At 64.8% G+C, this 18,087-nt stretch carries 17 protein-coding genes; 12 read left to right on the top strand and 5 right to left on the bottom strand.

The features are described from left to right. Positions 1-61 precede the first annotated feature (61 nt). The 6 genes from kdpF to LOY45_RS17785 are packed head-to-tail and all read left to right on the top strand — an operon-like array spanning position 62 to position 7,860. Positions 62-151, top strand: a complete 90-nt coding sequence (gene kdpF, locus LOY45_RS17810; RefSeq protein ID WP_036996387.1) for a K(+)-transporting ATPase subunit F — start codon at positions 62-64, stop codon at positions 149-151. 8 nt (positions 152-159) lie between these two features. Further along, on the top strand, positions 160-1,854 hold the full coding sequence (kdpA, locus tag LOY45_RS17805; RefSeq protein WP_115086159.1) for a potassium-transporting ATPase subunit KdpA: 1,695 nt from the start codon (positions 160-162) through the stop codon (positions 1,852-1,854). A gap of 10 nt (positions 1,855-1,864) precedes the next feature. Beyond that, positions 1,865-3,919, top strand: a complete 2,055-nt coding sequence (kdpB, locus tag LOY45_RS17800; RefSeq protein WP_115086160.1) for a potassium-transporting ATPase subunit KdpB — start codon at positions 1,865-1,867, stop codon at positions 3,917-3,919. Positions 3,920-3,934: 15 nt separating this feature from the next. Next, the gene (kdpC, locus tag LOY45_RS17795; RefSeq protein WP_134061951.1) at positions 3,935-4,495 is read left to right on the top strand and encodes a potassium-transporting ATPase subunit KdpC; all 561 of its coding nucleotides are present in this window, start codon (positions 3,935-3,937) and stop codon (positions 4,493-4,495) included. A 15-nt stretch (positions 4,496-4,510) separates the two neighbouring features. Further along, complete coding sequence (locus tag LOY45_RS17790; protein ID WP_115086162.1) at positions 4,511-7,165, top strand: sensor histidine kinase; 2,655 nt, start codon at positions 4,511-4,513, stop codon at positions 7,163-7,165. Continuing rightward, a complete protein-coding gene (locus tag LOY45_RS17785; protein WP_233674008.1) occupies positions 7,162-7,860 on the top strand; it encodes a response regulator in 699 nt (232 codons plus the stop codon). The genes LOY45_RS17790 and LOY45_RS17785 overlap by 4 nt, the downstream gene beginning before the upstream one ends. A gap of 109 nt (positions 7,861-7,969) precedes the next feature. Here the strand turns inward: LOY45_RS17785 and LOY45_RS17780 are convergent, their stop codons facing one another. Beyond that, the gene (locus tag LOY45_RS17780; RefSeq protein ID WP_258578115.1) at positions 7,970-9,010 is read right to left on the bottom strand and encodes a patatin-like phospholipase family protein; all 1,041 of its coding nucleotides are present in this window, start codon (positions 9,008-9,010) and stop codon (positions 7,970-7,972) included. Between the two features lie 157 nt (positions 9,011-9,167). Here LOY45_RS17780 and LOY45_RS17775 point away from each other — a divergent pair, with 157 nt between their 5' ends. From LOY45_RS17775 to LOY45_RS17765, 3 genes are all read left to right on the top strand, one after another. Then, positions 9,168-9,446, top strand: a complete 279-nt coding sequence (locus LOY45_RS17775) for a hypothetical protein (protein WP_028941416.1) — start codon at positions 9,168-9,170, stop codon at positions 9,444-9,446. Between the two features lie 14 nt (positions 9,447-9,460). Continuing rightward, complete coding sequence (locus tag LOY45_RS17770) at positions 9,461-10,231, top strand: CHAD domain-containing protein (protein ID WP_115086165.1); 771 nt, start codon at positions 9,461-9,463, stop codon at positions 10,229-10,231. An 83-nt stretch (positions 10,232-10,314) separates the two neighbouring features. Continuing rightward, positions 10,315-11,115 carry an acyl-CoA thioesterase gene (locus LOY45_RS17765; RefSeq protein WP_115086166.1) on the top strand — a complete coding sequence of 267 codons (801 nt, stop codon included), beginning with the start codon at positions 10,315-10,317 and terminating at the stop codon, positions 11,113-11,115. 6 nt (positions 11,116-11,121) lie between these two features. Here the strand turns inward: LOY45_RS17765 and LOY45_RS17760 are convergent, their stop codons facing one another. The 3 genes from LOY45_RS17760 to LOY45_RS17750 form a co-directional block, all read right to left on the bottom strand. Then, on the bottom strand, positions 11,122-11,484 hold the full coding sequence (locus LOY45_RS17760) for an Mpo1-like protein (protein ID WP_115086167.1): 363 nt from the start codon (positions 11,482-11,484) through the stop codon (positions 11,122-11,124). A 76-nt stretch (positions 11,485-11,560) separates the two neighbouring features. Next, on the bottom strand, positions 11,561-13,039 hold the full coding sequence (locus LOY45_RS17755; protein ID WP_115086168.1) for a methyl-accepting chemotaxis protein: 1,479 nt from the start codon (positions 13,037-13,039) through the stop codon (positions 11,561-11,563). An 86-nt stretch (positions 13,040-13,125) separates the two neighbouring features. Then, complete coding sequence (locus LOY45_RS17750; RefSeq protein WP_115086169.1) at positions 13,126-13,932, bottom strand: TatD family hydrolase; 807 nt, start codon at positions 13,930-13,932, stop codon at positions 13,126-13,128. 158 nt (positions 13,933-14,090) lie between these two features. On the opposite strand from LOY45_RS17750, the gene LOY45_RS17745 reads away from it, so the two are divergent. The 3 genes from LOY45_RS17745 to LOY45_RS17735 all read left to right on the top strand — a co-directional run bounded on the left by LOY45_RS17745 (position 14,091) and on the right by LOY45_RS17735 (position 16,773). After that, entirely contained in the window at positions 14,091-15,515 is a 1,425-nt protein-coding gene (locus LOY45_RS17745; protein WP_258579316.1) for an MltF family protein, read from the top strand. 104 nt (positions 15,516-15,619) lie between these two features. Then, entirely contained in the window at positions 15,620-16,057 is a 438-nt protein-coding gene (locus LOY45_RS17740) for a DoxX family protein (RefSeq protein WP_115086171.1), read from the top strand. Between the two features lie 407 nt (positions 16,058-16,464). Then, positions 16,465-16,773 (top strand): hypothetical protein, encoded by a 309-nt coding sequence (locus LOY45_RS17735; RefSeq protein WP_115086172.1) that lies wholly within the window; start codon positions 16,465-16,467, stop codon positions 16,771-16,773. Positions 16,774-16,794: 21 nt separating this feature from the next. On the opposite strand, the gene LOY45_RS17730 is transcribed toward LOY45_RS17735, so the two are convergent. After that, positions 16,795-18,012 (bottom strand): DUF3422 domain-containing protein, encoded by a 1,218-nt coding sequence (locus tag LOY45_RS17730; protein ID WP_233674006.1) that lies wholly within the window; start codon positions 18,010-18,012, stop codon positions 16,795-16,797. Positions 18,013-18,087: the final 75 nt, after the last annotated feature.

Here is an 18,087-nt window from a genome sequence, read left to right as displayed (position 1 = left end):
TTACAGCCCCTCTACCGACAATGACCGTCAGCGGCACGTGCCGTAAGGACGGAGAGTTTTCATGAGCATTCTGGACGGGGTGTCACTGCTGTTGGCAGTGGCCTTGATGATCTACCTGCTGGTCGCGCTGCTGCGCGCCGATCGGGGTTAGGAGCGACCATGCACAGTTACGATTACGCGTTGCTGCTGGCGTTCTTTGCGCTGGTACTGCTCCCGGCACCCTTGCTCGGGCGTTTCTTTTTCAAGGTAATGGAGGGCCAGCGCACCTGGCTGTCGCCGCTGCTCGGGCCGGTCGAGCGTGGCTGCTACCGGCTGGCCGGGGTCGACGCCAGCAAGGAACAGAGCTGGCAGCAGTACACCCTGGCCTTGCTGGCCTTCAACCTCGCCGGTTTCGTGCTGGTGTTCGCCGTGCTGCTGTTGCAGGGCTACCTGCCGCTCAACCCGCAGCAGCTGGCGGGGCAGGAGTGGTCGCTGGCGTTCAACACCGCGGTGAGCTTTGTCACCAACACCAACTGGCAGTCCTATAGCGGCGAAGCCTCGGTCAGCTACCTGAGCCAGATGCTCGGCCTGACCGTGCAGAACTTCGTCAGCGCCGCCACCGGCCTCGCCGTACTGGTTGCCTTGTGCCGCGGCATCGCCCGCCGTTCGGCCAGGACCCTGGGAAATTTCTGGGTCGACATGACCCGTGCCACCCTCTACGGCCTGCTACCGCTGTGCCTGCTGCTGGCCTTGTTGCTGGTATGGCAGGGTGTACCGCAAACCTTCGCCGATTACGTGCATGCCCTGACCCTGCAAGGCGCCGACCAGACCATCCCGCTCGGCCCGGCCGCCAGCCAGATCGCGATCAAGCAATTGGGCACCAACGGCGGTGGCTTTTTCGGTGTCAACTCGGCGCACCCGTTCGAGAACCCGACGGCCTGGAGCAACCTGTTCGAGGTGGCCTCGATCATCCTCATTCCGGTGTCCCTGGTGTTTACCTTCGGCCATTACGTCAAGGACATGCGCCAGAGCCGGGCAATCATCGCCGGCATGCTCGCGCTGTTCTTGATCGGCGGCGGCACCGCGCTGTGGAGCGAGCACCAGGCCAACCCGACGCTGAACAGCCCGCTGGTTGAGCAGACCGCGCCGCTGGAAGGCAAGGAAAGCCGCTTTGGCACCACCGCCAGCGTGCTCTGGACGGTGACCACCACCGCCGCCTCCAACGGCTCGGTGAACAACATGCACGACAGCCTCAACCCGCTCAGCGGTATGGTCGCGCTGGTCAACATGATGGTTGGCGAGGTGATTTTCGGCGGCGTCGGTGCCGGGCTCTACGGCATGCTGCTGAACGTGCTGATCGCGGTGTTCCTCGCCGGTCTGATGATCGGCCGCACCCCGGAATACCTGGGCAAGAAACTGCAGGCGCGGGAAGTGCAGTTGCTGGTGGCCACCTTGCTGGTGATGCCGGTCGGCGTGCTGGTGCTCGGCGCCCTGGCGGCCAGCCTGCCAGGCCCGGCAGCAGCGATCAGCAACCCCGGTGCCCATGGCTTCAGCCAGCTGCTGTACGCCTACACCTCGGCCAGCGCCAACAACGGTTCGGCCTTCGCCGGCCTCGGTGCCAACACCACCTTCCACAACGTGATGATCGGCCTGGGCATGCTGATCGGCCGCTTCGGCTACATCCTGCCGGTGCTGGCCCTGGCCGGTAGCCTGGCGCTGAAAAAATCCGCACCGGTGGGGCAGAACAGCTTCCCGACCCACGGCCCGCTGTTCGTCACCTTGCTGGTGGTGACCATCCTGCTGGTCGGTGGCCTGACCTTCCTGCCGGCCCTGGCCCTGGGGCCGGTGACCGAATACCTGAGCCTGGGCTTGTGAGGAACAACTGATGAACATGCCGATTCCTGAAGTAAAGGCGCAGGCCCCCGAGGCTGCGCGCACCACCTTTGCTGCCCTGTGGCGCCCGGCGCTGGTGCAGGCCTTCGTCAAGCTCGACCCGCGTCAGCTCAAGCGCTCGCCGGTGATGCTGGTGGTGGAACTGACCGCGATTTTCACCACCTTGCTGTGTTTGCTGCCCGATAGCCGCGTGCCGACCGGCGTAGCGGTGCAGATCGCCCTGTGGCTGTGGTTCACCGTTCTGTTTGCCAACTTCGCCGAAGCCCTCGCCGAGGGCCGTGGCAAGGCCCGCGCCGACAGCCTCAAGGCCGGCAGCCAGGGCCTCAGTGCCCGTCGCCGTACGGCCTCGGGCAGCTTCGAGATTGTCCCGGCCACCAGCCTGCGCAAGGGCGATGTGGTCAAGGTCTCGGCCGGGGAGATGATCCCTGGCGACGGCGAGGTGCTCGAAGGCATCGCCGCGGTCAACGAGGCGGCGATTACCGGTGAATCCGCGCCGGTGATCCGCGAGTCCGGCGGTGATCGTTCGGCGGTCACCGGCAACACCCGGCTGGTGTCCGACTGGCTGCTGATCAGCATCACCAGCAACCCCGGCGAGTCGACCCTGGACCGCATGATCGCCCTGGTCGAAGGCGCCAAACGGCAGAAAACGCCCAACGAGATCGCCCTGGACATCCTGCTGATCGGCCTGACCCTGATCTTCCTGGTGGTCGTGGTGACCCTGCAGCCGTTCGCCCATTTTGCCGGTGGCAGCATCCCGCTGGTGTTCCTCGTGGCGCTGCTGGTCACGCTGATTCCGACCACCATCGGCGGCCTCCTGTCGGCCATCGGTATTGCCGGCATGGACCGCCTGGTACGCCTTAACGTGATTGCCCGTTCCGGCCGTGCGGTAGAAGCCGCAGGCGATGTGCATGTGCTGATGCTCGACAAGACCGGCACCATCACCTTCGGCAACCGCCGCTGCAGCGCCCTGCATGCGGCACCGGGCGTCACTGCGCGGGAGCTGGGCGAGGGCGCCTTGCTGGCGTCGCTGGCCGACGATACCGCCGAAGGCAAGTCGATCGTTGAATACCTGCGCCAGTTGCATGACTTCAACGAACCGGCGGCCGACCAGTTCACACCGGTAGCCTTCAGCGCCGAAACCCGGCTGTCCGGCATCGACTATCAGCAGCGTCGCTACCGCAAGGGCGCGGTGGATTCGGTGCTGGCTTTCGTCGCCATGCAGCGCCTGGAAATGCCAGTGCCGCTGGCCCGGGAAGTGGACAAGATCGCCCAGAGCGGCGGCACGCCGCTGCTGGTGTGTGTCGACAAGCGCCTGCTGGGGGTTATCCACCTCAAGGACGTGGTCAAGCCGGGCATCCGCGAGCGCTTTGCCGAGCTGCGCAAGCTGGGCATCCGCACGGTGATGGTCACCGGTGACAACCCACTGACTGCCGCCGCCATTGCCGCTGAAGCCGGGGTCGACGACGTGCTCGCCGAAGCCACCCCGGAGAAGAAGCTGGCGCGCATTCGCCAGGAGCAGAATGACGGCCGGTTGGTAGCCATGTGCGGCGATGGTGCCAACGACGCCCCGGCGCTGGCCCAGGCCGATGTCGGCATGGCCATGAACGACGGTACCCAGGCAGCCCGCGAGGCGGCCAACATGGTCGACCTGGACAGCGACCCGACCAAGCTGCTGGATGTGGTCCAGGTCGGCAAGGAGCTGCTGGTAACCCGTGGCGCGCTGACCACCTTCTCGATTGCCAACGACGTGGCCAAGTATTTCGCCATCCTCCCGGCGCTGTTCGCGGCGATCTACCCGCAACTGGGCGTGCTCAACCTGATGCACCTGAGCAGCCCGCAAAGCGCGATCCTTTCGGCGATCGTCTTCAACGCCCTGATCATCGTCGTGCTGATCCCGCTGGCCCTGCGCGGAGTACGGGTGCAGGCCGCCAGCGCCGCCCACCTGCTGCGCCGCAACCTGCTGATTTACGGCCTGGGCGGGCTGATCGTGCCGTTCGCCGGGATCAAGCTGATCGACCTGTTGCTCACCGCCCTGAAGCTGGTCTGAACCAAGGAGATGACCATGACTACCCATATTCGTCCGGCCCTGAGCCTGATCCTGTTGATGACCCTGATCACCGGCGCGGTGTACCCGCTGGTGGTTACCGGCATCGCCCAAGTGGCCTTCCCCGAGCAGGCCAATGGCAGCCTGCTGCGCGACGACCAGGGCCAGGTGCGTGGCTCGCAGTTGATCGCGCAACGCTTCGAGGGCGAGGGCTGGTTTCAGTCGCGGCCTTCGGCGGGCGACTACGCCACGGTATCGAGCAGCGCCAGCAACCTGGCGCCGAGCAACCCGGCGCTGGCCGAGCGGGTCACCAACAGCGCTGCGCAGTTGTACATCGAAGCACAAGGGCCGGTGCCGCTGGCCTTGCTGACCACCTCCGGCAGCGGCCTTGACCCGCACCTGTCGCCAGCCGCGGTGGCCTACCAGCTGCCGCGGGTGGCAGCGGCGCGCCAGGTTGCGCCCGAGGCCTTGCAAGTACTGGTCGAGCAGTCCACCCTGCACCCCTTGATCGGCCCGCCGGTGGTCAATGTATTGGCCCTGAACAGCGCCCTTGAGCGGCTGTCGCCGGCGTCGAAATAAGGACAGGCAGTGAGCATGAGCAATTCCGAACGCGCTGATGCGTTGTTGGCCGGGCTGCCGCGCGAAGGGCGCGGCCGGCTCAAGGTATTTCTGGGCGCGGCACCTGGGGTGGGCAAGACCTACGCCATGCTCCAGGCCGCCCATGCCCAGCTGCGCCAGGGGGTGACGCTGCTGGCGGCGGTGGTCGAGACGCACGGGCGCAGCGAAACCGAAGCGCTGCTCGGCGGTTTGCCCCAGCAGCCCCTGCTGCGCAGCGACTATCGCGGCATGCTGCTGGAAGAAATGGACCTTGACGGCCTGCTCAAGGCCCGCCCGCAATTGGTGCTGGTCGACGAGCTGGCCCACAGCAACGCCCCAGGCAGTCGTCATGCCAAGCGCTGGCAGGACGTCCAGGAACTGCTCGCCGCTGGCATCGACGTCTACACCACGGTCAACGTCCAGCACCTGGAAAGCCTCAACGACCAGGTGCGTGGCATCACCGGCGTGCAGGTACGCGAAACCCTGCCGGACTGGGTGCTGCAGGAAGCCTTCGAACTGGTGCTGATCGACCTGCCACCGCGCGAGCTGCTCGAACGCCTGCGCGAAGGCAAGGTGTACGTGCCGGAGCAGGCCCGGGCGGCGATCGATGCGTTTTTCTCCCAAACCAACCTTACTGCCTTGCGCGAGCTGGCCATGCAGACGGCCGCGGCCCAGGTCGATGCCGACCTGGCCCACGGCTACCGCCAGCTCGGCCAGGACGCTCCGGCCTTGCGCGGGCGTTTGCTGGTCGGCGTCGATGGCGATGCCCAGGCCGAACGCCTGGTACGCCACGCCAGCCGGGTGGCGCAGCGGCGGCATCTGCCCTGGACCCTGGTGCACGTGGACAACGGCCGGCTGCGCGACGAAACCGCGCGCCAGCGCTTGCAGGCGGCCCAGCAACTGGCTGAGCGCCTGGGCGGCGAAGTGGTGCTGCTGCGTGCTGGCGAGGTGGCCAAAACCCTGATCCAGCATGCCCTGGAACGGCGCGCCAGCCTGGTGTTGGTCGGCCAGTCGCGCGATCGCCTGCGCCGGCGCCTGTTCGGCGCCGGGGTGGCGACGCGCTTGCTGCGTGACGCCCATGGCCTGGAAATCAACGTGCTCGACCGCGACACCCAGCCCGAGCCGCCGAGCGCGGCGGTGAAAAAGGTCTGGGTGTGGCGCCATTACCTGTTGGCCCTGGCCGCCACGATGCTGGCGTCCGGCCTGGCCTGGGCGGTGGCCAGCGTGCTGGCTTTGCCGAACATCTCCCTGGTGTTTCTCGCCGCCGTGCTGCTGGTGGCGGTGCGCAGCAGCCTGGGCCCGGCACTGGCCTGTGCGGTGATGTCGTTCCTGGCCTACGATTTTTTGTTCATCCCGCCGACTTTCTCGTTCAGCATCCAGCGTGAAGAGGACGTACTGACTTCGCTGTTCTTCCTGTTGATGGCAGCGCTCACCGGTAACCTTGCTGCGCGCCAGCGTCGGCAGTTGCAGGCCCTGCGCGAAACCCAGGAGCAGACCAGCCAGTTGCTCGAACTGTCGCGCAAGCTCACCGCTGCCACCGACCGCCAGGCGGTGTTCACCGCCGCCGGCCAGCATCTGGATGGCTGGCAGGACCTGCAGGTGTGCCTGCTTGAGCGCGACGCCGAGGGCCGTCTGCAGGTGGCCAGTGGCGGCAACCTGCAGTTGAGCGACAACGAACGCGCCGCTGCCGACTGGGCCTGGCAGCATGACCAGGCGGCTGGCCTGGGCAGCGATACCTTGCCCAATGGCCGTTGGTGGTGGTGGCCGCTGTCGGTAGATGACGCGCGCCTGGCGCTGCTCGGTGTGCGCCCGCGCAAGGACGAGCAACTGACCGCCCAGCATTGCCGCCTGCTCAAGGCCCTGAGCCAGCCGCTGGCCCAGGCCCTGGCCCGGGCGCGGTTGGCCGAGCAGCTCGAATCGGCACGCCTGCATGGCGAAACCGAACAGTTGCGCAGCGCCTTGCTGGCCTCGGTGTCCCACGACCTGCGCACGCCACTGACCGCCATGCGCGGCAGCATCGACAGCCTGCTGGCCCTCGGTGAGGCGATCCCCAAGGCTGACCGTCAGGAGCTGCTCGAAGGCACCCGCAATGAAGCCGAGCGTCTGGACCGCTACATCCAGAACCTGCTCGACATGACCCGCCTGGGCCATGGCGGGCTGAAACTGGCGCGCGACTGGGTGGCGCCCACCGATATCGTCGGCAGCGCCCTGAACCGCCTGCGGGTGGTGCTGGCGCCGTTGCAACTGCGCACCGAGGTGCCGGCCGACTTGCCGCTGTTGTTCGTTCACGCCGCGTTGATCGAGCAGGCGCTGATCAATGTGCTGGAGAACGCTGCACGTTTTTCTCCGGCCGCTGGGCGGCTGGAGCTTCAGGTCAGCACTGAGGGCGAGTTGTTGTGTTTTGCCGTCAGCGATGAAGGGCCGGGCATTCCCGAGGCCGACCGCGAGCGCATTTTCGACATGTTCTACACCGCTGCGCGCGGTGACCGGGGCGGGCAGGGCACGGGGCTGGGCCTGGCGATCTGCCAGGGCATGATCGGCGCCCACGGCGGGCACATCCGGGTGGCCGACGGTATCGATGGCAAGGGCACCTGCATCACTTTATGCTTGCCGCTGCCGACCCAACCCGAGCCTGAAAGCGAAGCCCCATGAGCCAGAGCGCGACCCTGCTGGTCATCGATGACGAACCGCAAATCCGCAAGTTCCTGCGTATCAGCCTGAGCTCTCAGGGCTACAAGGTGGTGGAAGCTGGCACCGGCGCCGAGGGCCTGACCCAGGCGGCGTTGGCGCGCCCCGACCTGGTGGTGCTCGACCTCGGCCTGCCGGACATGGACGGCCAGCAGGTGCTGCGTGAGCTGCGTGAGTGGAGCGCGGTGCCGGTGCTGGTGCTGTCGGTGCGGGCCAGTGAAGTCCAGAAGGTCGAGGCGCTGGACAACGGTGCCAACGACTATGTGACCAAGCCCTTCGGCATTCAGGAATTCCTTGCCCGGGTGCGTGCCTTGCTGCGCCAGGCGCCGCAGGCTTCCACCACCGCCTCGGCCTTGAGCTTCGGGCCCTTGACCGTCGACCTGGCGTTTCGCCGGGTGACCCTGGACGGCATCGAGGTGGCGCTGACCCGCAAGGAGTATGCCTTGCTGGCGCAACTGGCCAGCCATCCGGGGCGGGTGATCACCCAGCAGCAATTGCTCAAGGATATCTGGGGGCCGACCCATGTCGATGACAGTCATTACCTGCGCATCGTCGTCGCCCATGTGCGGCAGAAGCTCGGCGATGACCCGACGGCGCCGCGGTTTATCGTTACCGAACCCGGGGTCGGCTATCGGTTGATCGGGCCGGAACAGGGCTGAGGGCTGGAGTTGAATTTTGCTGGCCTCATCGCTGGCAAGCCAGCTCCCACGAGGTCCGGTGTGCACTTTACCTGTGGGAGCTGGCTTGCCAGCGATGAGGCCAGAGCCGTCAACGCCGCTCCGCCTCATAGTTGTCCAGGGTATCCCGGGCAATCTCCCGCCCCAGGGCAATCAGCTCCGGCGCTTTGTAGAACTCGAAGAACCGGCATACCCGCTTGGGCACGTTGATCAGTACATCTGGCGGGTACCCGGCAATCTTGTACTGCGCCAGTGATGTCTGCATCACCTCGAAGCTCTGGTTGATCAAGTCCAGCAGCGACGCCGGCCCGACGTTGTCGATGATAAACGAGCCAGTGGCCGATTTTGGCGCGCCTTCAATCTCCGGGGCTGCCGCCGGTTGCTGGGCTTCGGGATCGGCGGCATCGCTGAGCCAGGGGTTGGGAATCTGCGCTGCCTCGGGTTGCAGCTCCTGCTCGATGCGCATCAGTTGCTCGGCCGGTTTGCGCCGGAACGGCAAATGCGAGCCCAGGGAGTTGATCAGGTTGTCAAAGCGCAGCTTGAACGCCGCCGGGCGTTCGATCACCGGCAGTTGATACTGCTTCTGGTTGGTCGAGTTGAGGTTCACGGCAATGATCAGGTCGCAGTGGCTGGACACCACCGGGATGATCGGCAAGGGGTTGAGGATGCCGCCATCGACCAGCATGCGGTTGCCTTGCACCACCGGGGTGAACAGGCTCGGTATCGCTGCCGAGGCGCGCATGGCCTGGTGCAGGCAGCCCTCCTGGAACCAGATTTCCTGTTGGTTGGTGAGGTCGGTGGCCACCGCCGTGTAGGGGATGTGCAGGTCTTCGATATTGACCTCGCCGACAATCTTGCGGATCTGCCCGAAGACCTTCTCGCCCCGAATCGCCCCGAGGCGAAAGCTCACATCGACCAGGCGCAGCACGTCCAGGTAGTCCAGACTCTCGATCCAGTTGCGGTACTCATCGAGCTTGCCGGCGGCATAGATGCCACCAATCACCGCGCCCATGGAGCAGCCGGCAATACAGGCGATGTCGTAGCCTCTGCGCTCGATTTCTTCGATCACACCAATGTGTGCGTAGCCCCGGGCCCCGCCTGAACCCAGAACCAGTGCGACGCGTTTTTTCATGATGCTTCCCCGGTGTTCTGCTTCCATGGTCTAACAATGCGCCCAATTGTGTCTGTGCTTCAATCGTCGCTGGCGCTGCGCTACGCTGAACAGGGCACTTTTCTCGCTGTTTACCGTCGAAGTCGCCACCCTGAACTTTTTTTTTGAGGTATTGCCGATGAAAGCCTGGATTTGCCTGCCCCTGATTGCCCTGGTCCTGACCGGTTGCGCTGGCAAGACAGCCTACCGCGACAGCTGCGCCAATCAGCTGGACTCGGCCTGGAAAGAGCTCGACCTGGCCAAGGCCGAAGGTTTCGCCGGTACCGTCAGTTACTCCAAGGCGCTGTCGCTGTTGACCGGGGCCAAGACCCAGCAGCAGTTCGAAGCGTTCGAGGGCTGCAGCAAGAAGGCCGAGAAGGCCCGTTTCTACATTCGTGAATCCCGCGCCGGGCGCTGATACAGGAGTAGACCATGTCGTCGGCCATGCTCGACCACGTCATTGCCCAGGTACTGAGCCTGCAGGTGCGCCTGCTGGCCTGCCAGGCGCGCCTGGCCGCCGATACCGACGGCGAGGCGCTGCACGACCTGCGCATCGGCGTGCGGCGCTTGCGCAGCCTGCTGCGGCCGCTGCGTGAATTGCCCGGAGTCGAGCAGCTGGAAGCGGCTGCCCAGGCGCTGGGTAGCCTGACCACGCCAATGCGCGACCGTGAGGTACTGGCCGCGCAGTTGCTCGAGCGCCGCCAGACGGTCGCGGCGCATACGCGCCTGGCCCATCGCGCGCAGACCTTCGCCAGCGTCGCCGCCAGTGCCGAACTGGCGCGCCTGCTGGCAATCGTCGACGCCTTCCCGGTGTTTCTGCGCGCGGCGCAGCGCCAGGGCTTGATCCGCCGGCTGCAACAGCGCATCGACAAACGCCTGGAAAAGCAGTGGAAGCAGCTACGCCAGGCCCTCGACGATCCTGCCCACGACCGTCATCGCCTGCGCCTGCTGATCAAGCGGGTGCGCTACGCGGCTGAAGCCTACCCGCAACTGCAGCACTCCAACCCACGCCTGCAAAAGGCCCTCAGGCGTGCCCAGGGCGATCTGGGCAGCTGGCACGACCTGCTGCAGTGGCTGCTGCAAGCCGAGCAGCAAAGCGACCTGGCCCCGTGTGTCAGCCATTGGCAAATGCAACTGACCAAGGCCGAACAATGCGCCGATGCCACCCTCGATCGCCTGCAGGAGCAGCTTGCGCAGCGATAGCCCGCTGAAATGGCCGAAATGCGTGCTGTAGACCACTTGCTGGCTGGTTAAGATCAGTTTCTTTTCAAATCGCTGAGGTCGGCATGAACTTCTCACAATTGCTCACGGCGGTCCGCCAGCATCCCCAGGCCGTGACCATTGATTCAAGCTGGGCCCAGGGTCGCGCCTGTTTTGGCGGGCTGATGGCTGCCTTGCTGTATGAGGCCATGCTGGCCAAGACCTCGCCGGGGCGTCCGGTGCGCTCCCTGGCCATCACCTTTGTCGGCCCGGCCGAACCTGAGGTGCCGATCAGTTTCGAAGTGGAACTGCTGCGCGAGGGCAAGGCCGTCAGCTCGCTGCTCGGGCGCGCCCTGCAGAACGGCCAGGTGGTTACCCTGATGCAGGGCAGCTTTGGCAGCGGCCGCGATTCGATGATCGATGTGCCGGCCTTGCCGGCGGTAGAGATGAAGCCGCTTGAGCAATCGAGCACAGAGCTTCCGTACATCAAGGGGGTGACCCCGGAGTTCATGCGCCATGTGTCCCTGCGCTGGGCCATCGGCGGCATTCCGTTCAGCAATAACAAGTCCCGGGACATGGGCGGCTGGGTACGTTTTCGCGACAGCGAACGTGAAGAGCCGGTCAGTGAAGCGCACTTGCTGGCGCTGGTTGACGCCTGGCCCCCGACCTTGCTTTCGCACCTGAACAAACCGGCGTCCGGCAGCACCTTGACCTGGACCATCGAATTCATCCAGCCGGTGCCGAGCCTGACCACCCTGGACTGGTGCCGCTACCACGTCGAAACCGAACATGCCCGAGATGGTTACGGGCATGCGGCGGCCGCGCTGTGGAGCGACAAGGGCGAGTTGCTGGCGCTCAGCCGCCAGACCGTGACCGTGTTCGGCTGAGACGGCTCAATGGCGGTGCCGGTCGCGCCAGGCGCGCCACCAGGCACCGCTGAGTACAAAGCGCGGGAACGTGACGAACTGCTCGACCAGCAGGCGGCCAATGGCATCCTTGCGGTTGGCGAACGGCTCGGGTTGTTCGGCTTCCAGGCGGTGACCCTGGCGTTGCAGGCCGAGCCCGGCGATCAGGGCGATGATGCCAACGGCCAGTTGCCCCAGGTCCAGCGAGAACAACCCCGAAAGCACCAGCAATACGCCGAGGATGAACAACGGCACGGCAATCAGGTGCAGCACCAGGTTGGTCGGGTTGCGGTGGTTGTGGTGGTAGCCACGCCATTGCCAGGCGGGCAGGTTGGGCAGGCGTTTGCTCATGGAAATTTTCCTCAGGGGCTTGCCTGAAGAATAGTGCGGCCCCGGTGAAGGGGCCAATCGATGGCGGCTATGACGCCTATAGCTTGAGCTGGCCGATGGCCTTGTTCAGTTCGCCGGCCAGGGTCGCCAGTTCGCTGCTGGTGGTGGCCGAGTCGACGGTTTGCTGCACGGTCTCTTCGGTTACGTCGCGGATACTTACCACTGCCCGGTTCATTTCTTCGGCCACCTGGCTCTGTTGCTCGGCGGCCACGGCAATCTGCGTGTTGCTTTCACGCATCTGCGCCACCGCGCTGGTGATTTCTGCCAGCGCGGCACCGGCTTCCTGGGCCTGCTGTACGCAGTCGTCAGCCTTGAACGAGCTTTCCTGCATGAAATCCACGGCGTCGCGGGTACCGGCCTGCAGCGCCGAGACCATGGTGGTGATTTCGTCGGTGGAAGCCTGCACCCGTTTGGCCAGGTTGCGTACTTCGTCGGCGACCACCGCAAAACCACGGCCCAGATCGCCGGCGCGGGCGGCCTCGATGGCGGCGTTGAGGGCCAGCAGGTTGGTCTGCTCGGCAATGCTGTGAATCACCCCGACCACGCCGTTGATCTTCTGGCTGTCGTCGGCCAGCTGGCGGATCATTTCGGCGGTCTGTTGTACGCCGCTGGACAGCCCGGCGATCGAGGTCTGTACCCGGCTGACCACTTCCTGGCCGCTGCCAGCCAGGGTGTCGGCGCTCTGCGACAGGTCGCGGGTGGCGCCGGCGTGCTGGGCGATGTGATAGACCGTGGCGGTCATTTCGTTGATGGCGGTGGCGGCCTGATCGGTTTCGCTCTGTTGGCCAAGCATGCCGTGACGCACGTCGTTCATGCTCGCGGCCAGGCGCGCGGCGCCGGAATCCAGTTGTGCGGCGGTGCGCGCGACGGTGTTGACCACCCGGTGGTAGGTGGTTTGCATGGCGTTGAAGGCACTGGCCATCTGTCCGACTTCATCACCACAGGCCAGGGGTACGCGGGCCGACAGGTCGCCGGTTTTTTCCACGTGCAGCATTACGTCCTTGAGGGTGTTGAGCTGGCTGAGCAGAAAGCGGATGAGCAGTTGCGAGGCGCAAAGCATCGCCAGCATCAGGATCAGCACGCACACGGCGTAGTTGGTGAAGCGGTCGGTGAACACCTGGACCAGGCTGGGGGAGGGGGCGAGCACGGCGATCTGCTGGTTATCACGGCTGATGACCTGGGCACCGGTCAGCGGATCGCGGCCCAGCAACGGCAAGCCTTCGAGCTCGACCCAGCCCTGGGCCGTGGCCAGCGTATCGAGGCTTTGTCCTTCGAATTGCGGCGCCTGGCCGGGGCTGTAAGTCAGCCACAGCGCATTGTTCGGCAGGGCTTGCCCGGCGGGCCAGGCCGCCAGCAACTGCGCCTCGGCCTGGGCTTTGCTTTGTGCACTCTGGGCCCGGGCCTGTTGCTCCAGATGCACGGCATACAGCACCAGGAACAGCGTGGTGACGAAGGCGACCGCGTTCACGGCCCAGAACTTGTACTTCAGGGAGATATTGCTAAGCCAGGCACCCATGGTAGGTCTTCTCTGATTGAGCGGAAACATTGTTGGCAAGGTGCCATCATTGTGCCGACTCGATCATCAAGACGTTTTGATATGCGTCAAATAATCGCGGGCAGGTTAAAGAAGGCGCGGGCGCTGGCGGTGCTGTGGGCAGCCAGTTGCTCAGGGCTTTCGCCGCGGTGCAGGGCTACTTCGCGCAGCACTTCAGTGAGAAAGGCCGGTTCGTTGCGCCCGCTTTTCGGCTTGGGCCGCAGGCTGCGCGGCAGCAGGTACGGCGCGTCGCTTTCGAGCATCAGGCGGCCCTGGGGGATGCTGCTGACCAGCGGGTGCAGGTGGGTGCCGCGTCGTTCGTCGCAGATCCAGCCAGTGATGCCGATGTGCAGGTCCAGGTCGAGGTAGCCGAACAGCGCCGCGCGCTCGCCGGTAAAGCAGTGCACTACCGCTGCTGGCAGGCGATCGCGAAACTCCTTGAGGATCGCCAGCAGGCGTTCGCTGGCGTCACGCTCGTGCAGGAACACCGGCATCTGCAGCTCCACGGCCAGGGCCAGCTGTTCTTCCAGCGCCTTTTCCTGCTGCGGGCGCGGCGAGAAATCACGGTTGAAGTCCAGCCCGCATTCACCCACGGCCTGCACCCGCGGCTGCCCAAGCAGCGCGCGCAACTGGCGGCTGCTGTCGGCGCTCCAGCTGCTGGCGTCATGGGGATGAACACCGGCGGTGCTGAACAGGCGCTGGGCGCTTTCATCGAGCTGCTGGCACAGCTCAAGGGCCTGTTCGCTACCCTCGAGGCTGGTGCCGGTGACCATCATCTGTACCACCCCGGCAGCCACGGCGCGTTCGAGAATCGCCTGATGTTTGTCGGCAAAACTTGGGTTGGTCAGATTGACGCCGATGTCGATGAGTTGCATGGTGCTACCTCAGGCCGGGGGCCGGCCAGCATAACAAAGCTCGGCGAAAATCGATAAAGCCAAGAACTTCAACGAGTTGTCGTGGTCTGTTGCGGTCAATTGTCATGGAACGACTGCAGACTATGGCGCCAACCCCACACGCGCGGACCTTGCAACGGATGACCCGAGCGCTGTTTTTGTTGATCGTGCTGAGCCTCTCGCTGCTGCCTGCAGGGCCGGCCAGTGCGCGTCTGGCCGGGCCGCAACAGGCGGTGCCCAAGACCCAGGCGCGCGACCTGGCGCAGATCCGCAGCAGCCGGGTATTGAAGGTGCTGGTCAATCAGAGCCGCAACAGCTCCGGTGAAGTCAAGGGCGAGCCGGTGGGCGTCGAGTACCATCGTCTGCGAGCCTTCGAGCATTACCTCAACGCCCGCGCCCGCGATGGCGAGGAAATCCGCCTGAAGATCATCCCCCGCGCCAAGGAACAACTGCTGGCCGCATTGCAGCGCGGCGAAGCCGACCTGGTGGCACCGGGCGAACTGGTCGACCCCACCTCTACCCGTGGCCTCAGCGCCAGCGATCCGGTGGTCGACAAGGTGCCCCTGGTGCTGGTCGGGCGCAAGGGCGAGCGCAGTTTCCAGCGCGTCGAGCAGCTGTCCGGGCGCACCCTGGCGCTGACCAGCTCAAGTGCCGCCGGCGATACCTTGCATGAGATCAACCAGAAGCTGGCCCTGCGTAAGCTGGCGCCGATCAAGGTCGAGTGGGTCGACCCGACGCTGGCGGTCGAAGATGTGCTGGAGATGGTCCAGGCCGGGATTTTTCACCTGACCGTGGTCGAGCAGCCGATTGCCGAACGCTGGGCCAAGGTCATGCCCAAGCTGCGGGTCGAGCGCAAGCTGCATGTGGCCAGCCCCGAGGCCATGCGCTGGTACGTGCGCCGTGACGCGGTAATGCTGCACTCCAGCGTCGACCGCTTTCTTCAGGGCTACAAGGCGCCGGCCAATCAGGATGCAGCGTTTGAGCGGATCTACCGGCGTCTGTACCGGGTCCACAATCCCCTGGCACGCACTGATCGCAAGCGCCTGGAGGCCTTGCGGCCGGTGCTGCAGCGCCATGCCCGCGAACAGAAGATCGACTGGTTGAACCTGGCTGCGGTGGCCTTCAAGGAGTCCTCCCTTGACCCGACTGCCCGCGGGGCAGGGGGCGCCCACGGGCTGATGCAGATCACCCCCAGCGCCGCCCAGCGGGTGGGGGTCAGCAATATTGCCAATGTCGATGGCAATGTTCAGGCCAGCGCCCGCTACATGGCGCTGATCCGGCGCAAGTTCTTTTCCAGCAACCAGCTTAACGAGCGTGAACGCATGGCGTTCACCCTGGCGGCCTATAACCTGGGCCCGGAGCGGGTTCAGGCGATGCGTGCCGAAGCGCGGCGGCGTGGGCTCAATGGCAACCAGTGGTTCTTCCAGACCGAGCGCATCGCCATGGAACAGGTGGGCATGGGGCCGGTGAGCTATGTGAACAGCGTCAACAAGTACTTCCTGGCCTTTGACCGTGAGCGCGCATCCCTGGAGCCGAAAGGGGGTAAAGGTGTGGGGCAAAAATAATCGAATAATTCGATTTTAATATCGCAAATATTGCGATTTTACTATTGGTTGATTCGATTAATATGGCGCCCAACACCACACATCACACCCCTTAAGGAACACTCATGAACAACAACATCCTCAACGCCGTAGTTGCCAGCCGTGCCAGCTGGGGCCTGAGCATCATCCGTATTCTGGTCGGTATCATCTTCATGGCCCATGGCGCGCAGAAGCTCTTCGGCCTGTTTGGCGGCGGCGGCCTGGCGGGGACTGCGCAGTTCATGGAAAGCCTTGGCCTGGCGCCTGGCCTGCTGATGGCGCTGCTGTCCGGCGGTGCCGAGTTCTTCGGCGGCCTGGCCCTGGTGATCGGCTTGCTGGTACGGCCAGCGGCGCTGGCGCTGACCGTGACGTTGATCGTGGCGATCTTCTCGGTGCATATCGGCAATGGGCTGTTCATGGCCAACAACGGCTATGAGTTTGCCCTGGCGTTGATGGCGGGGACGCTGGCGGTGCTGGTCGAGGGGGCAGGGCGGGGGTCTTTGGACCGGTTGATTGCTCGCTAAGGTTGGGTCGATCCGGGTGAGGCAGCGCTGCTGCCTCACCTTTGCGCCTTTACGGCGCCTTACTTTGTTCAGTCGAAACAATAGTAAGCCAAAATTCCCGCCCACCAGGGGCCCTACGCTTCGCTCTTGCTTGCCTGACTCTGTGGGAGCGGCGGTGCGACGACTCGACCTGACCCGCGATGCGATGTGGCAGGCGGGACGCTATCGCGGGGTAAGCCCGCTCCTACAGTCACATGTTGACATCCCACCCGCAGCTTCTCTAGGATGCTGACTTGCGCCGATTTAAACAGCTACTTGCGGGGCGCAGGGTTTCCTCTTCGGGGGTTTCACCAAATACCGCTAAAACGCTGGTTCGGTGACGCCTCCCACCGCAGCCCAGCGGGTTTTGCGAGGCGGAGATCTACTCCATGAGTTGTCCACGTTCCAGTGTTTGCCTGACCCCCTTGCCTGCCAGCCAGGCTACGCGCACGCCGCGTATTCTCTTGGGCGGCAGCCATCAGCCAACACTTCTGCGCTACCTCGATGGCTGGCCACGCCGTAAAGGCCGTGCCACTGCCTTCCTGATCCAGTTTGCCGACACCTGCGCCTCGCTTGGCCAGTTCGCCAACGACCGTTTCGATCTGGCGGTGATTCAGTCGCCCAGCGCCGAAGATGCCGCCGAAGTTCTCGGTCACCTGACCCGTGTCGCTCGACAGGGCCTGATCACCCGGGCTTGAGTGACAGCCCGGGTTAGCCGCTCAATGTGCCTTGGCTTTCCTGATCCGTAGCACAATCACCAGCATGATCAATACCACCACCGGCGCCATACCCAGCAGCGCCTCGCGTGCGCTGATCTGCGCGCCCAGGGTGTGCAGGCCGGCATAGAACAGTTTGAACAGGCTCAGCAGGTAGTAGCTGATCGCGATGATCGACAGGCCTTCCACTGCCCGCTGGATCTTGATCTGGGTGTCGGCGCGGGCGTTGAGGCTGCGCAGGATCTCGGCGTTCTGTTCTTCCATCTCGACCTGCACCCGCGCCTGCAGCAGGTCGCCAAGGTTGGCCACGCTCTCGGCCAGGTGCTCAAGGCGTTGTTCGGTGACCGCGCAATAACGCACGGTGGGCTTGAAACGCCGCTCGATGAACACTCCCAGGCGCTGGCAATCACCGACATGGCTCTCCCGCAGCTCGCCCAGGCGCTCGAACACCAGTTGCGCGTAGGCCTGGGTGGCGCTGAAGCGATGGCGGTGCTTGACCGTGCTGCCGACCACCTGGCGCGACAGCTGAGCGATGTCGGCGAGCAATGCCTTGGCATTGCCGCCGTCACTGCTGACGTTACGCTCCGACAGGCTGACCAGCTTGCGGTCATAGGCGTCCAGTTGCGGGCTCAGGGCCTTGGCGGCGGTCAGCGACAATGACGCCATCATCCGGTAGGTCTCGATCTCCAGCAGGCGGCGGATCATTCGTCCCTGGCGGTAGGCATTGAGCCGGCGGTTGATGAACAGGAAGCGGTTGGTGCCATCTGCGGTCAGGCGAAAATCGCTCCACACCACGGCATCGCCGCCGCCTACGCAGGAGCCGCAGGGGTCTTTGAAGCCATAACGGCTCAGGTCCAGGTCATGTTCGTCGCGCACCAGCACCTGCACCGCGTTGATCATCTGCTCGCGGTAGGGCTCGACGCCTGCGGCGAGGGCCGGGGGCAGGGTGGTCCAGTTCAGCTCGCCGCTGGCGGCGGGCACCACCAGCGTCAGGGTGAAGAACTCGGAATGGCGCTCCCATTTGAACGGATGACCGTCCAGCCGGGTGATGCCCTGTGCGGCATCGGGCTCGAAGGCGTCCGGGCAGCAACGCTGCAACAGGGCATTGCAGTCGGCATCGGTGCCGAGAAACGCCAGATGGAAGACATGCGCCGGTTCGTCGAAGTACAGCGACGGACGGGCGTGCAGCTCGTTGTGCAAGGCGGTGCGTTGGGCGTGCATGCGGGTCAGACCGTATTGTTGTGGTTGTCTGCGGTTTCACTCTTGGGACTGGAGCTGACAGGCACAAGTCACGTG

The sequence above is a fragment of the Pseudomonas wadenswilerensis genome, from assembly GCF_024749185.1.
GTDB classification, from domain to species: domain Bacteria; phylum Pseudomonadota; class Gammaproteobacteria; order Pseudomonadales; family Pseudomonadaceae; genus Aquipseudomonas; species Aquipseudomonas wadenswilerensis.
Note: the sequence above shows the minus strand (reverse complement) of the source record. Positions and strands in the feature narration are given on the sequence as shown.

Coding starts and splice junctions, on each gene's coding strand:
- LOY45_RS17765 (WP_115086166.1), top strand. CDS start 10,315: ATGAACTTCTCACAATTGCTCACGGCGGTCCGCCAGCATCCCCAGGCC.
- LOY45_RS17775 (WP_028941416.1), top strand. CDS start 9,168: ATGAAAGCCTGGATTTGCCTGCCCCTGATTGCCCTGGTCCTGACCGGT.
- LOY45_RS17790 (WP_115086162.1), top strand. CDS start 4,511: ATGAGCAATTCCGAACGCGCTGATGCGTTGTTGGCCGGGCTGCCGCGC.
- LOY45_RS17745 (WP_258579316.1), top strand. CDS start 14,091: ATGACCCGAGCGCTGTTTTTGTTGATCGTGCTGAGCCTCTCGCTGCTG.
- LOY45_RS17735 (WP_115086172.1), top strand. CDS start 16,465: ATGAGTTGTCCACGTTCCAGTGTTTGCCTGACCCCCTTGCCTGCCAGC.
- LOY45_RS17770 (WP_115086165.1), top strand. CDS start 9,461: ATGTCGTCGGCCATGCTCGACCACGTCATTGCCCAGGTACTGAGCCTG.
- LOY45_RS17750 (WP_115086169.1), bottom strand. CDS start 13,932: ATGCAACTCATCGACATCGGCGTCAATCTGACCAACCCAAGTTTTGCC.
- kdpF (WP_036996387.1), top strand. CDS start 62: ATGAGCATTCTGGACGGGGTGTCACTGCTGTTGGCAGTGGCCTTGATG.
- LOY45_RS17760 (WP_115086167.1), bottom strand. CDS start 11,484: ATGAGCAAACGCCTGCCCAACCTGCCCGCCTGGCAATGGCGTGGCTAC.
- LOY45_RS17780 (WP_258578115.1), bottom strand. CDS start 9,010: ATGAAAAAACGCGTCGCACTGGTTCTGGGTTCAGGCGGGGCCCGGGGC.
- kdpB (WP_115086160.1), top strand. CDS start 1,865: ATGAACATGCCGATTCCTGAAGTAAAGGCGCAGGCCCCCGAGGCTGCG.
- LOY45_RS17755 (WP_115086168.1), bottom strand. CDS start 13,039: ATGGGTGCCTGGCTTAGCAATATCTCCCTGAAGTACAAGTTCTGGGCC.
- LOY45_RS17785 (WP_233674008.1), top strand. CDS start 7,162: ATGAGCCAGAGCGCGACCCTGCTGGTCATCGATGACGAACCGCAAATC.
- kdpA (WP_115086159.1), top strand. CDS start 160: ATGCACAGTTACGATTACGCGTTGCTGCTGGCGTTCTTTGCGCTGGTA.
- LOY45_RS17740 (WP_115086171.1), top strand. CDS start 15,620: ATGAACAACAACATCCTCAACGCCGTAGTTGCCAGCCGTGCCAGCTGG.
- LOY45_RS17730 (WP_233674006.1), bottom strand. CDS start 18,012: ATGCACGCCCAACGCACCGCCTTGCACAACGAGCTGCACGCCCGTCCG.
- kdpC (WP_134061951.1), top strand. CDS start 3,935: ATGACTACCCATATTCGTCCGGCCCTGAGCCTGATCCTGTTGATGACC.